Below are 13,454 nucleotides of genomic sequence, written 5' to 3'. Positions count from 1 at the left end.
ACACCGCCAGTGGTCAGCAGCAGGTCGCACTCGGAGGGACGCCAGGGGCCAGCGCGTCGCGGCTGGCCGCCAGGGCATCGGCCATCACGCCGTAGTCGTGCACTTGCACGCCCCAGCCACGCAGCAACGCGGCGACCAGATGGCGGTTGCTGTTGTAGATCTGTCCGGCGCCAGCGGTTCGCCAGGCTCGCGCAGCTCATCGCCGCTGCTGAGCAGGCGACACCCGCAGTGGCCGGTAGACCTTGACGCGCGGGATGCCCGCCGCTGCCAGCAGGCCGATTTCCTGGGCGCGCAGGCGCTTGCCGGCGCTCAAGATGCGCTGGCCGCGTTGCAGCTCTTCACCGCGCTTGCGCACGTGTTCGCCCAGGCGCAACGGCGGGCACCAGATACGCTGGCCGTACACGCGGCAGCGCTCCTGGGGCACCACACTGTCGGCGCCGGACGCAGGGGCGCACCGGTAAAAATCCGCACGCATTGCCCAGCCTGCAACGGTACGTCGCTGCTGTGCCCGGCGGCGATCCGCCCCGCCAATACCAGGTAGCCGCCCTGCTCCGGCACATCGAAGGCGCGCAGGGCGTAGCCGTCCATGGCGCTGTTGTCCCAGCTCGGCAGGTCGAGGGGCGAGAACACCTCTTCGGCGGTCACCCGGCCAAGGGCCTCGCCCAGGGCCACCACCTCGGTGGACGGTGGCGGTGGCGCCTGGGCCAGCAGTTGTTCGACGGCCACGTCCACCGGCAACAGCTCGCCGCTGTCACACACGCTCATGACCGTGCCTCGCAGGCGCCGAGCACTTGATCAGGCTGCGGCTTGAGGTGCGGCACGAAATTGCACGGGCCGGTGCGACTGTCCAACTGGCTGAGCAGGATCTGGTCCCACGCGGTGCGACAGGCGCCGGGCGAACCGGGCATGCAACACACCAGCACGCCGTTACTGACGCCGGCCAGCGCGCGCGATTGCAGGGTCGACATGCCGATTTCGGCCAGGGACACCTGGCGGAACAGCTCGCCAAAGCCGTCCACCTGTTTGTCCAGCAACGGCAGCACAGCCTGGGGGGTGTTGTCGCGGGCGGTGAAGCCGGTGCCACCGGTCATCAGCACCACCTGGACCTCGGGGTCGGCGATCCACAGGGAAACCTGCGCGCGGATCTGGTAGATATCGTCAATCACCAGACCTCGGTCCACCAGCACATGGCCGGCGCGCTGCAAGCGGTCCACCAGGGTCTGGCCGGAGGTATCCGTGTCGAGGCTGCGGGTGTCGCTGATGGTCAGCACGGCGATGTTCAGTGGCACGAAATGCCGTTGTTTCAAATGGGCCATGATCCAGGCTCCAAACGTCAGGAAAGTGCTGCAAAGCCTGCGCCGCAATGGGCGCAGGGCCTATTCCTCGGAGGAGGTATGCCGTTAGGGGGCCAGCCGCGTGCGCTGCCAGTGACCGTCGTGCAGGCGATAGTCGAGACGGTCATGCAGGCGGTCGGGGCGGCCTTGCCAGAACTCGATGCGCCGCGGTTGCAGGCAAAAGCCGCCCCAATGTTCGGGGCGTGGCGGTTGGCGGCCGGCGAAGCGCTCAGTGACCTCGCGCAAGCGGCTTTCCAGTTCGCTGCGATGGCCCAGGGGCTGGCTTTGCGGCGAGGCCCAGGCGCCCAACTGGCTAGCGGCGGGACGGGCGTCGAAATAGTCGTCCGACAGTTGGGCCTGCGCACGCACCACGGGGCCCTCAATGCGCACCTGACGCTCCAGGCCCGGCCAGAAAAACGTCATGGCCGCATGGGGATTGCTCGCCAGCTCCTGGCCCTTGGCGCTTTGATAATGGCCAAAGAAGAAAAAGCCGTCGGCGCTGAAGCCCTTGAGCAACAGGATGCGGCAATGGGCATGCCCCTCACGGTCGACCGTGGCCAGGGCCATGCTGTTGGCCTCGGCCGGCGGCACTTCGGTCTTGCGCGCCTGGTCGAGCCACTGGCCGAACAGCACCAGGGGATCGGCCTGCACAAGGTCGTCCCTCAAGCCATACAGGGTGTAGTTGCGGCGCAATTGCGCAAGAGACAGGGGCATGGCGCGGTCCTCCAGAAAGTTCGCCACAGTGTGGGAACTACCGCCGCGTTATCCCTTGACCGCGATCAACATTCGTCCGCGGCATGACGCCGCACGGCCCTACCACAGCGACTTGGCAAGGATCACGATCAGCACCATGTGCGCCAGGATGCTGCGCCGGATCCACACCGCCCGCCTGGGGCTCAGACGTTTGTGGGTCAGCCAGTACGCCAGCAGCAGGTAGTGGCCGATGATGCTCAGGGCCAGGCTGATTTTCAGGCTCAGCAGCAGCGCGAAACGCCCGGTCCACGGCATGCCCCAGTAGTGCCAGGCCAGGCCGATACCCGCGCCGTACAGCAGCACCACCACGCCATGCAGCACTTGGCGTGAACGCCGGGCAATCGCGTGCTCGGCGGTGAACTGCGCCGACCAGGCCAATTCGTGCCGGGCGCTGTGCCAGATCACCACTTCAAAAAACAACGTGCCGATAAAGGCGATGGCCGCCAGCAGGTGCACGATCAATAACCACGAATACAACATCGGTCTCTCCTAGCCAGGGTGCCCATCGACGCGCGACTGCATCAACATCGGCCCGTAGCGCCACAGGTACAGCCCGAGACCGACGGACCAGCACAGCCCGGCCAGCCACAACGCCGCCACCGGCCACACCAGCACCAGCAGCACCCGGCACACGCAGGCCAGGTTCAGCAGCGCAAAGGCCAGGGTCATCCCGCCCGGCGGCTGCAAGGGCCGGCCGGTATGGCCCAGGCTGACCCGCGCGATCATCGCCAGGATCAAGCCGCCCATGGCGCCCAGGGTGAGCGCATGCACCGCCAGGCTCGGGTTGAGCGGCGCACCGACGTTCCACAGCGCCATGCCCAGGCAGGCCAGCGCCAGCCACGCATACGCCAGGTGCAACGACCACAGCAGCGGCACGCGCCACAGGCCGTGGTCATGCCAGCGCACCAGGCGCAGCAGGTGGCCGATGCCAAGGGCCGCGAACAACGCGCCGAGCCACAGGCTGGGCGACGCGGCCAACCCGCCCGCATAAGCCAGCGCCACCAGGATCGAACCGCCGAGCAATATACGGTCCAGCCACGGCCAGGGCTTTACCGCCTCGACCCGGCCCAACCCACGCTGGGTGAAAAACGGAATCACACGGCCGCCGATCAGGCCCATCATCGCCGCCACCAGCCACAAACCGGTGAGCACCGCCTGGCGCTGCCAGCCGTCGTCCTGGCGCAACAGCCCGTACAGGGCAATGCCATCCGCCACGGCCAACAGCAGCAACACCAGCACAATCGGATAGTTGCGCTGTTGTCGCACCTGCCACAGCGTCCACCCCATCACCCCGGCCACGGCCAGTGGGAAGCTCAGCTCCAGCAGCGCCAGCAACGGCCAGGGCAGGTTCAACAGCCAACCCAGCCGCGCCGCCAGCCACAGCGCGGCCAGCCCCGCCAACGGCGCCCCGCTGAGGCCGGGCCGACCGGTCCAGGTCTGCACGGCCGTGAGCAGAAACCCGGCGATCATCGCCACGCCAAAGCCGAACAGCAGCTCATGCCGATGCCAGGCCAGCCAGCCGCCGGCCGGTTGCCAACTGCCGGTGGCGCCTCCCAGGGCCAGCAGCCAGAGGGGAACGGCCAGCGCCGCTAACAGGCATGCACCGAGGAAAAATGGCCGGAAGGCCAGGCGAAACAACGGAGTAATCGCCATGGCCTTGCGTCGATCAAGCACTTGCATAACACGGTCTCCCTTCAGGACTGCGACGATTTTGCGCCGGTGCGCGTGCGCCCCCCTTGTCTTGGATCAAGTCGCGCGGCGGCGCGAGCATTTACGCTGGCGCCTGCACGTTTACCGTCACCTGGAGCCCGTATGAAAAACGCCTGTGTCCCCCTCGCCTGGTTTGTGATTGTCGGTGCCATGCTGGCCGCCGCCAGCGGCCTGTCGCTGGTGCTGGTGTGAACGCCCCGCTGGTATTCAAGGAGCCCGGCATGGTCTTGCATCGTGTGCATCACCAGATCCTGCGCAGCCACCACCTGTTCGAACCGCTGAACGAGGAGGAACTCGACACGCTGATGGGCAACAGCCAATTACTGAGCATCGACAAGGGCGAACCGCTGTTCCGCCAGGGTGAACCGGCCGATGCGTTTTACTTCGTGATCGCCGGCGCCGTGAAGATCTACCGGCTGACCCCCGACGGTCAGGAGAAGGTGTTCGAGGTGATCGGCGAACGCCAGACCTTCGCCGAAGCCATGATGCTGATGGACACCCCCAACTATGTGGCCTGTGCCGAAGCGGTGTGCCCCACTCAGCTGTACCGGTTGTCCAACGCCGCCTACACGCGCCTGCTTCACAGCAACAGCCGCCTGACTTTCGCCCTGCTCGGCAAGCTGTGTGTGCGCCTGCATCAGCGGGTCAACGAGATCGAAACGCTGTCGCTGAAAAACGCCACCCACCGTGTGGTGCGCTATCTGCTGACGCAACTGATGCACTTGAGCGGCGCCGACACGACGTTCGAACTGCCCATGGCCAAGCAGTTGATTGCCGGGCATTTGTCGATCCAGCCCGAAACCTTCTCGCGGATTATCCGACGCCTGATCGACGAAAAAATCATCACCCAGGACGGTCGCCAGATCGTCATCCTCGATCGGCTGCGCCTGGAGCAATTCGAGTGAAAACCTGCCTGTATTGCCAGCGCCGCAATGCCGACACACGCGACGATTGCGCGGGCTGCGCGACGCCCCTGCCCACTGCGGACGCGTTGTTGCAAGCGCGCCGATTGAGGCGTTTCCAGTGGTTCTGCCTGGGCCTGGCGCTGTTTTGCATCGCGATGTTCCTCTGGCTGCCGCGCGACTTTTACTGACGCTCGGTCAATTGCCGGTACAACTGGGGCAAGCGCAGCGGCAATTGCTCCGGCTGGCGGATCAGGGTGTAGCCATGGGCGCCGAACAGGTAGGGCAAGTAGTCCGCAGCCTGTTTGTCGATGGTGATGCAGAACGGTACCAGGCCCTGGCGCCGCGCCTGCGCCACCGCCTGGCGGGTGTCTTCGATCCCGTAGCGGCCCTCATACAGGTCCAGGTCATTGGGTTTGCCATCGGTCAGCAGCAGCAACAGTTTGTGCCGTTGTTTGCGCTTGCCCAGCAAATGGGTGGCCTGACGGATCGCGGCGCCCATGCGCGTGTAGTACCCCGGTTTGAGCGCCTGGATGCAGCCGCGCGTACGGTCGTCATAGGGTTGCTCGAAGGTTTTGAGTTGTTGCAGGCGTACATGATGACGGCGCAGGGACGAGAAACCATACAGCGCAAACGCATCCCCCAGCCCGGCCAGACTTTCGCCGAACAGCAACAGGCTGTCGCGGATCACGTCGATGACCTTTTGCGTGTCGTTAAGATGGGCGTCGGTGGACATCGACAAGTCCGCCAGCAGCAGGCACGCTAGGTCGCGCCGGGCGTGGCGTTGCTCCTGGTACAAGCCGCGTTCGGTACAGGCGCCGTGTTGGCGTTGCACGTAAAAATCCACCCAGGCCTGCAGGTCCAGTTCCGTGCCTTGGGGTTGTTGGCGCAGCCATTGGCGGTCGGTGCGCAGTTGCTGGAATTGACGGCGCAGACGCTGCGCCGGGCCGAGTAATCGGGCCGGTAAGGGTTGCGGTGCATCGGCACGTGGCTGCATCAATAGCAGATTGACGAAACCGGGTTGCAGGCATTGTTGACGATAATCCCACTCGGGCAGCTTGAGGCCTTCGCCCAGGGGAATGTCATCGACATCAGCGGGCGGCAGGTCCAGATGCAGTTTCAGACCACCGCTCTTGCGCACGCGCTGGCGCGACAGGCTCAACTGGTCGAGGTCATCGGCGACACGGGCGGCGTCCGGGTCCTGGCTGTCGTCGGTCCAGCGATCAAGGTCGACGTGCTCGGTCCAACTGAACAGGTTTTCCAGGCGCACCACCAGCAGGCCGCCGTCGTGGCTGTGGTCATCGAGGCGCGTGGCGCGGTTGGGCGCGCCGGTGTGTTGGCCTGGCAGGGTCGACAGGTCCTCGCCTTCGTCATCGAGGTCGCCGGCTTGGGGCGTGTCCAGTTGCAAGGGTGGGTACAGCCACAGGGGCAATGGCCAGGCGGCCGCTCGCTGCGTGGCAGCCGGCGCACACTGCCGGGTTCGCGCAGGGCCTTGCGCAAGCTTTTCCAGGGCCGCGTCGTCGGGGCGCAAGGTGGCGGGGTCGGGACGCAGCGCAATGTGTGCGTCCACCAGGCGCCGGTAGCTGGGCAGCAGCGCCGGGTAACGCTGCAACAGCAGCCAGGTCCAGCGCTGGTTGTCGCGCGCCCAATGGGTCATCGGTCCCGACTGCGCCGCCAGCAGCGCCAGCCAGCGGTAGAGTTCGCGGTTGAGCGCGGCCTGGGGAAACACCGCCAGGCTGGCCGGCAGGCGCAAACGGCTGCCGTCACAGCAGGCCAGCGGCGCCTGCCTGCAGGTGCCGGCGATGCGCATCAGCACATTGCGCCGCAACAGCAAGTCACGCTCGGCGGCGGCTTCCAGGGCGATACCGCCGGCACCGCCGAGGGCGCGAAACAGCAGCGCCAGGCTGCGCTGCTGGTCGGCCAGGTGAACCTGCGCCTCGGGGAAATCCACACTGGCGCGGCGCGTGATAAAGCGATGCCAGGCACTGCCGACCCACTCTTCCAATTCAAGGGTAAAGGCCATGGAACGGGCTCCAAATGCTGGTTATTCGACAGGTACACCGTGAGCCGAATGTGGGAGGGGCACCTTCAGTAGACGATTGGCACCGGTGCTCCAGCCACCCGGGCGCGCTGGCGGAAGCTGAACAGGTAGCAAAGCAAGCCGAACATAAACATCACGCCGGCGGCCAATCGCGCCCAGAACAGCCCCTGCAAATGTTCCACGGTCGCCATGAAGGGCAAGGCCACCCCGTCCACTTGCCAGCGTTGCAGCCACACCTGCACGGCACCGGCGGCGGTGAGGAACAGCGTGATCATTACCATCGACAGCACCATGATCCAGAAGCCCCGGATCTCCAGAGCCTGCGAGCGCGGGTCCGGCGCTTCACCGATACCGCGCAAGCGTGGCATGGCGTAGCTGATCAGCGTCATCACGATCATTGCGTAGGCGCCAAAGAACGCCAGGTGCCCGTGGGCTGCGGTGAGTTGGGTGCCGTGGGTGTAGAAGTTGACCGGTGCCAGCGTGTGCAGGAAGCCCCACACCCCGGCGCCGAAAAAGGCCGTGACGGTGGTGCCCTTGGCCCATAACGTGGCCGCGCGGTTGGGGTGCTGGCGCCGACGACGTTTGACCATGGTGAAGGCGAACATCACCATCGCCAGGAACGGCAGCGGCTCCAGCGCCGAGAAGATCGAACCGACCCACAGCCACACCTCGGGCGCACCGATCCAGAAGAAGTGGTGACCGGTGCCGATAATCCCGGTGATCAACGCCATGGCGATGATCACGTAGAGCCATTTTTCTACCACTTCGCGGTCGACGCCGGTGACCTTGATCAGCACGAACGCCAGCATCGAGCCCATGATCAATTCCCACACGCCTTCCACCCACAGGTGTACCACCCACCACCAGTAGAATTTGTCCCGCGCCAGGTTGCCGGGGTTGTAGAAGGAGAACAGGAAGAACACCGCCAGGCCGATCAGCCCGGTCATCATCACCATGCTCACGGTGGTCTTGCGGCCCTTGAGCAGGGTCATGCCGATGTTGTACAAAAAGCCCAGGCACACCACCACGATGCCCATCTTGGTGATGGTCGGTTGCTCGAGGAATTCACGCCCCATGGTCGGCAGCAGTTCGTTGTGGGTCAGCTTGGCCAGCGCCGCATAGGGCACCAACAGGTAGCCAAGGATGGTCAACACCCCCGCCACCGCAAACACCCAGAACAACAGGATCGCCAGTTTCGGGCTATGCAGTTCGCGATCGGCCTCTTCGGGTACCAGGTAATAGGCGGCACCCATGAAGCCAAACAGCAGCCACACGATCAGCAGGTTGGTATGGACCATCCGCGCCACGTTGAATGGAATCAGCGGGAACAGAAAGTCACCCACCACGTATTGCAGGCCCATGATCAGGCCGAACAGCACCTGGCCGACAAACAGCATCAGGGCAAACACAAAATAGGGTTTGGCCACGGCCTGGGATTGGAATTTCAAGTATGGATTGGCAGTGCGCATGTCTCAGCCCTCCTTGTTCGGTGGCCAGTTATTGGTGTCGATCTTCGAGCTCCATTTGAGGAACTCGGCCATATCGTCCACCTCCTGGTCGCTGAGGTTGAATTGCGGCATGGCCCGTCGTCCCGGCACACCGAGGGGTTGCATCTTCATCCAGGCATGCAGGAACGGCTTGAAGCCTTCTTCACCGCCTCGGCGCTTGAACACATTGCCCAACTCAGGCGCAAAGTACGCGCCCTCGCCCAGCAAGGTGTGGCAGCCGATGCAGTTATTGCGCTCCCACACGCCCTTGCCGCGCACCACCGCTTCGGTGAGCTGGTCGACGTTGCTGCGGGCGGGAAAGGTTTGTTCGGTGTGATAGGTCAGGGCCAGGAAAATCAGGAAGAAGAAAATGCTTCCCCCGAAGTAGATGTTCCTGGCCATGCCTTTGGTGAAGGTCTCTGACATGCTCGCGTCCTCATGGCTTGGCAATGCCATGATAGGAAGGTGGAGCGTTAAAACCGCTTGATGGCGATCAAGAAATGTTGATGATTCCGGTAGGGTATTTTTGGGCCGATAATGCCGTTATCGGCCACCTGCCCGCGCTCGTTGCACGGCCTCGATTGCCTAGAGCTCCTTGGTGAACAAATCCCTCATCGTCGCCCCGAGACCGTTGCCCGCATAGTCCCCGCCTTTGAAGTCGCTGATGGTGTACTCAGGCACGGCCGGATCGTTGCCAAGTGCTTGAAGCCTGAAGGGGCTGGTGCCTCTATTCAGTGTGCGCTCCAGCCCAGCCTGAAATGCTTGTGGGGTGTCAAACGTTGCCAGGCCGAAGTTAGGATCGAAGTAAAACCATTTTGGGACCTCCCCGTCCATATTGACGCCCGCCAGCAAGGCGTGGTTTTTCGAGCTGATTCGCAGTGTCTTCGTCTCGACGGAATTGGCGAGGTCCGCGATTATTTCGCCATACGGGACCTGCCTGGTGGGGCCTGTGTGGAAGAGATCTATATCATTCATGCGGTTCTGAAGGGTCGTCAGCTTTTTTATGAACTCAACGGATGCGGGTTCTTCGGGTCTGGCCGCCGCTTTGAACAAATTGCCCAGAAATACATTTTCTTGCCCTGATTCCATGGCCAACCCCATGGTATTCGCCATGGCGGCGCACTCCCCCAAGGAACCCAGATTGTGGGTTTGGCTGAGGTAAAACTCTTGGGGCATGGGGGTGAGCTTGCCGCCGGCGTTCTGTATGTCTTGTTGAAAAAGGGGATGTCCCTCTTGAATAAGCTTGATTTTCAGCCGTGAAATTTCCCGGGACAACGTGCCGACCTCTTGCGCCGAACGCCAGGGCTCAGACGCCATTTTTATCAGGTCGCGCATGGTCATGGAGGCGGAATACCCGGGTACATCTTCCAGTTTTCCTGAGTTATAGCCATTGTCAAAATTTGCACGACTACTTGGAGAGCGTGAGGAGTTATATTTGTCTCGAAACTCTATTAATTCCTGTTTGGACAGTTGGGGTTGTGCCTCTTCTTTTGACAGGAAGTCATAAACCCAATCGATAAAGCCATCGATGGAACCTGGCGTTTCAGCCGGTACGACTGGCTGAGGCGATGGCGCTCGCACCAACTCAAAATCATTCGTTTTCGAGTTGTATCGCCAGCTGAATTTCTGAGGATTGGCGGAGCCCATATGAGGCTCACCCAGCTCAGTTTCTATTCCGACCGGTAGCACTTCGTGCGCCAGTTGCAGGCTTGATATGACGGCTGCGGCATTTCCTCCAACACGGTCATCAAGCGTCATGCCGTAGATCCCATCATGGGCACCGAAGACAATATTGCCAGTGGTCCCCACGATGGGTAGACGGCCGAACGTTTCGCCCCAAAAATCTTTAGCGTTCTTCCAGCTTTGCTGAGAAGAGCCAAACACCTCCGTTTGGTCGGACCATACCGCATTGTTAGCGTTGACTGCTTGATACCGGGGGGCGATCTCATTATTCAAATTACCGTATTTCAACGCATAATCAGTGTCACGTGCTCGGGTGTAGTTAAAAAGTTCCCGAACCGGTATGGCCTCGTCCGACACCAGGCTTCGATAGCCTGGGTAATGAGAGCTATTACCCGCAATCAAATTGTCGAGCACATACCTGGCCGATGGCCAATGAGCATCTTTTCCTCCTTGCAGATCCCTCGCATTGAAACGACTCAATAAAGCGTCACGATTGTCTTTGGCCCAGTCGGCAAATTCATTATCCCCCTGTATTTCGCGAGCTGTTCCATTTTTTAAATCAATCATTATTCCTTTATTGGGTCTATTTTCATAATTGCCATCATAAGGATGGAGTGGAATAAACACATAGCCTGACAAATGATATCCATAGATATTCGGGATAATGACCTGTGCATTCCGTTCGAGTGTTCGCTTGAGCGCATCCTGTCCTTCGGAACTTAACTTTTCAAAGGCCTCTTTATTATTGGATAAGCTTTGCAGGGTTCCGCGTATCAGGTAGGCATCGGCTTTTCCCGAACGTTGCGCCAATACGCCCGAGGCGTCACGCATCGGCGAGGCTATTTCATTTTCCCAATGACTTTGGAGATTTTTGCCGTGCGCTTCGAGGTCGTTGACCCTGCTCTGATCGGTCGGCTCGACACGCATGAACTGGAAATTGAGCGGCCCCCCTCGTTGCACCCTATCGTGCGCCAGGGCACCCGCTGCAATTTCCCAGGCAGAGTAGGTGCGTTTTTGGGTATCCGTCAGTACATCAGGTTTGCCCATTCCGGTGTAAGAGGTGAAGGTCACCGTGATTTTTTCATGCGGGTCGTACCCGGCGGCCAACAAACCGGCACTAAAGTATCCCGAGGGTTCCATGAACTGGCGAACAGTCTGGAACTTAACGTTTCTTTCGCCTTCGCGACCACTTTCTATGTTTGCGATCTGTGCTTTTACACGATCGGCATAAGCATCGATACGTTGCGTGCGCTCTTGTATCGTATAGCTCGACGTAGGCGGAGAAAGGGTGTTTGTTCCATAAATTGTAGTGTTATAGGTATTCAGTTCCAGCTTGTTTGACTGCGCGGAAGACGGAGGTGGAGCAAGGGGTGAGTTATGACTGGCTCGGACGTGACGCGTATGCACGGGTGTTGAAGTGGAGGAGGCAGACAACAGCGAGGAGGACGGATTTATATTCATGACTAGCTCATTGCTTAGAGGACATACAATCAAATGTTCATCTGAACGTAATGGTGTTGGTGTCCGTACCCTTGTTTTGCTCCATTTCAATACATTGCGGTTGGATGATGACGTGTTGATCGGCTGGGGAATCAGGTACCGCTTTAAATAATACGACTATTCCTTAAGGAAACGGGGCACGACAAAAATCCTGGCAGATTGTTGGTGTTGAGTGAAGTTAATTGGCTGTCTTGGGTGGCCGCACTAGTTCAAAAAGTTCCACCTTGATACGTGGACAGGTATGACAAATTAAAAACGGGATTTTGACGGAACTCGCTGTGGGGACTACGGAGTAGTCAGTTGTAACAGTGTAAAAAAGGATTACCTAAATCGAACAAGCACCCTCCCACACTAGTTCGCGGGGCATCAGTTAAATAGCCACAGGCTCTGGCTTTTGATCTTGATCTCATAGCCACAGGTTCAGGGCCACGCCAAAGTTGTGAGATACCCATGCATCAATGAGGAGCGCTACCGAAGCAACGGATAGGTACTCAACCCCATCACCACAAACGCCCACCCCAGCACCAACCCACGCCACACCCAACGCGCACGCCGCAGTTCCATAAACCCATCGACGATCACCCAAGCCTTGGCCACCGCCAGCAACAACACGCCCCACCAAAACCCGGACGCCCCCGCCACCAGCGTGCCCACGCTCAAAACAATCAAACCCAGCCAACACAGCACCAATCCCGCCATTGCGCCCTCACCCCATCACATACACCACCGGAAACAGCACTACCCACACCAGATCCACCATGTGCCAATACAACACCCCGGACTCCACGCCGCTGACCGTCATCCCATGGCGCCCACACGCCACCGCCAGCCATCCCAGAATCACCATTCCCAACAGCACATGCAGGAAGTGAAAACCCGTAAGTATCCAGTACAAGGTGAAGAACCGGCTGTGCTCCATCCCCAGCCCCGCGCCCGCCAGGTGGCTGTACTCCGTCAGTTTGATCCCCACATACAGCGATGCCACCAGCAACGCGGCCACAAACAGGCCGGCACCACGCCGTGAGCCGCCGTGACGTACCTGCTGCAATGCCAACGCTGCGAGCAACCCGGCCGTCAGCAGGCTCAAGGTCATGGCCAGGCCAGTCGAGGTATCCAGCTGCGCACGCCCTTCAGCGAACACGTGGGGTGCCAACAGCCGGGCAATCGCAAACGCCAGGATCAATAGCGCAAACACGGTCAATTCAGCGAGGATGAAAAACCACATCGCCAGGTCCCCCGGCAGCCGCCGGGGCTCAGGCAAAGTGCACATCCACCACGTCCATCAGCGCCGCGACAGTCTGCGGGTCGTCGCTCAGGGCCTGGGCCAGGCAGGCCAGGCAGGCTTCGCGCGGGGGCATGCCAGCGGCGATCAGGCGGGCGGTGAAGATCAAGAGGCGTGTGGAGGCCACCTCCTCCAGGTCGTGTTGGTCGAGGCGGCGCAAGGCCTGGCCCAAACGCACGATCTCAACCGCCAGCGCGTTATCCACCTGGGCCTCAAGGGCCACGATGCGCGCCTCCCACTCGGGCGCCGGATAATCGAAACGCATGGCGACAAAGCGCTGGCGCGTGCTGGGTTTCATGCCCTTGAGCAGGTTCTGGTAACCAGGGTTATACGACACCACCAGCATGAACGACGGCGGCGCCTTGACCACTTCGCCGGTGCGTTCCAAGTACAACTCGCGGCGGTCATCGGCCACCGGATGCAACACCACGGCGGTGTCCTGGCGCGCTTCCACCACTTCGTCCAGGTAGCAGATGCCGCCTTCGCGCACGGCGCGGGTCAGTGGGCCGTCCTGCCACCAGGTGCCCTGGGTACCAATGAGGTGGCGGCCGACCAGGTCGGCGGCGCTCAGGTCGTCGTGGCAGGCCACGGTGTACAACGGCAGGTTGAGACGGTGCGCCATGTGCTGCACAAAACGGGTCTTGCCGCAGCCGGTGGGACCCTTGATCAGCACCGGCATGCGGTGCTGCCAGGCGTGTTCGAACAGCTGCTGTTCGTTGCCCAGCGGTTGATAGAAAGGCTCAGTCATCGGGGTTATCCAAA

General features: G+C 61.3%; 12 protein-coding genes and 2 pseudogenes. 2 read left to right on the top strand and 12 right to left on the bottom strand.

The genetic code is table 11. The features are described 5' to 3' along the window. The 5 genes and pseudogenes from JWR98_RS03270 to JWR98_RS03250 all read right to left on the bottom strand — a co-directional run. Positions 1-765 (bottom strand): annotated as a pseudogene (locus JWR98_RS03270) (molybdopterin molybdotransferase MoeA); the annotation flags it as partial. Further along, a complete protein-coding gene (moaB, locus tag JWR98_RS03265; protein WP_078733545.1) occupies positions 762-1,316 on the bottom strand; it encodes a molybdenum cofactor biosynthesis protein B in 555 nt (184 codons plus the stop codon). The pseudogene JWR98_RS03270 and the gene moaB, both read right to left, overlap by 4 nt. Positions 1,317-1,400: 84 nt before the next feature. After that, positions 1,401-2,048, bottom strand: coding sequence for a pyridoxamine 5'-phosphate oxidase (gene pdxH / locus JWR98_RS03260; RefSeq protein WP_205489277.1), 648 nt, complete (start codon positions 2,046-2,048; stop codon positions 1,401-1,403). A gap of 99 nt (positions 2,049-2,147) precedes the next feature. After that, complete coding sequence (locus JWR98_RS03255; protein ID WP_078733547.1) at positions 2,148-2,567, bottom strand: hypothetical protein; 420 nt, start codon at positions 2,565-2,567, stop codon at positions 2,148-2,150. 9 nt (positions 2,568-2,576) lie between these two features. Next, on the bottom strand, positions 2,577-3,767 hold the full coding sequence (locus JWR98_RS03250; protein WP_078733548.1) for an NnrS family protein: 1,191 nt from the start codon (positions 3,765-3,767) through the stop codon (positions 2,577-2,579). 251 nt (positions 3,768-4,018) lie between these two features. Between JWR98_RS03250 and JWR98_RS03245 the strand changes: the two genes are divergently transcribed. Further along, a complete protein-coding gene (locus JWR98_RS03245) occupies positions 4,019-4,702 on the top strand; it encodes a Crp/Fnr family transcriptional regulator (protein ID WP_205489276.1) in 684 nt (227 codons plus the stop codon). Then, positions 4,699-4,890, top strand: coding sequence for a protein DnrP (locus tag JWR98_RS03240; RefSeq protein ID WP_205489275.1), 192 nt, complete (start codon positions 4,699-4,701; stop codon positions 4,888-4,890). The genes JWR98_RS03245 and JWR98_RS03240 overlap by 4 nt, the downstream gene beginning before the upstream one ends. Here the strand turns inward: JWR98_RS03240 and JWR98_RS03235 are convergent. The 7 genes and pseudogenes from JWR98_RS03235 to JWR98_RS03205 form a co-directional block, all read right to left on the bottom strand. Beyond that, positions 4,884-6,722 (bottom strand): annotated as a pseudogene (locus tag JWR98_RS03235) (nitric oxide reductase activation protein NorD). The gene JWR98_RS03240 and the pseudogene JWR98_RS03235 sit on opposite strands and share 7 nt — an antisense overlap. 65 nt (positions 6,723-6,787) lie before the next feature. Then, positions 6,788-8,209, bottom strand: a complete 1,422-nt coding sequence (locus tag JWR98_RS03230; RefSeq protein ID WP_205489274.1) for a cbb3-type cytochrome c oxidase subunit I — start codon at positions 8,207-8,209, stop codon at positions 6,788-6,790. Between the two features lie 3 nt (positions 8,210-8,212). Further along, positions 8,213-8,653, bottom strand: coding sequence for a c-type cytochrome (locus JWR98_RS03225; RefSeq protein WP_078733553.1), 441 nt, complete (start codon positions 8,651-8,653; stop codon positions 8,213-8,215). 159 nt (positions 8,654-8,812) lie between these two features. Continuing rightward, complete coding sequence (locus tag JWR98_RS03220) at positions 8,813-11,371, bottom strand: hypothetical protein (protein ID WP_205489273.1); 2,559 nt, start codon at positions 11,369-11,371, stop codon at positions 8,813-8,815. 507 nt (positions 11,372-11,878) lie between these two features. Continuing rightward, positions 11,879-12,109, bottom strand: a complete 231-nt coding sequence (locus JWR98_RS03215; RefSeq protein ID WP_078733555.1) for a cytochrome C oxidase subunit IV family protein — start codon at positions 12,107-12,109, stop codon at positions 11,879-11,881. A gap of 7 nt (positions 12,110-12,116) precedes the next feature. Beyond that, positions 12,117-12,680: a cytochrome c oxidase subunit 3 gene (locus JWR98_RS03210; RefSeq protein WP_078733556.1), complete on the bottom strand. Its 564-nt coding sequence runs from the start codon at positions 12,678-12,680 to the stop codon at positions 12,117-12,119. Beyond that, positions 12,664-13,440, bottom strand: coding sequence for a CbbQ/NirQ/NorQ/GpvN family protein (locus JWR98_RS03205; RefSeq protein WP_078733557.1), 777 nt, complete (start codon positions 13,438-13,440; stop codon positions 12,664-12,666). Before JWR98_RS03205 ends, JWR98_RS03210 begins: the two co-directional genes overlap by 17 nt. Positions 13,441-13,454: the final 14 nt, after the last annotated feature.

This window comes from Pseudomonas lactucae, assembly GCF_016937615.1.
GTDB classification, from domain to species: domain Bacteria; phylum Pseudomonadota; class Gammaproteobacteria; order Pseudomonadales; family Pseudomonadaceae; genus Aquipseudomonas; species Aquipseudomonas lactucae.
This window is presented reverse-complemented; position numbering and strand designations above follow the sequence as displayed.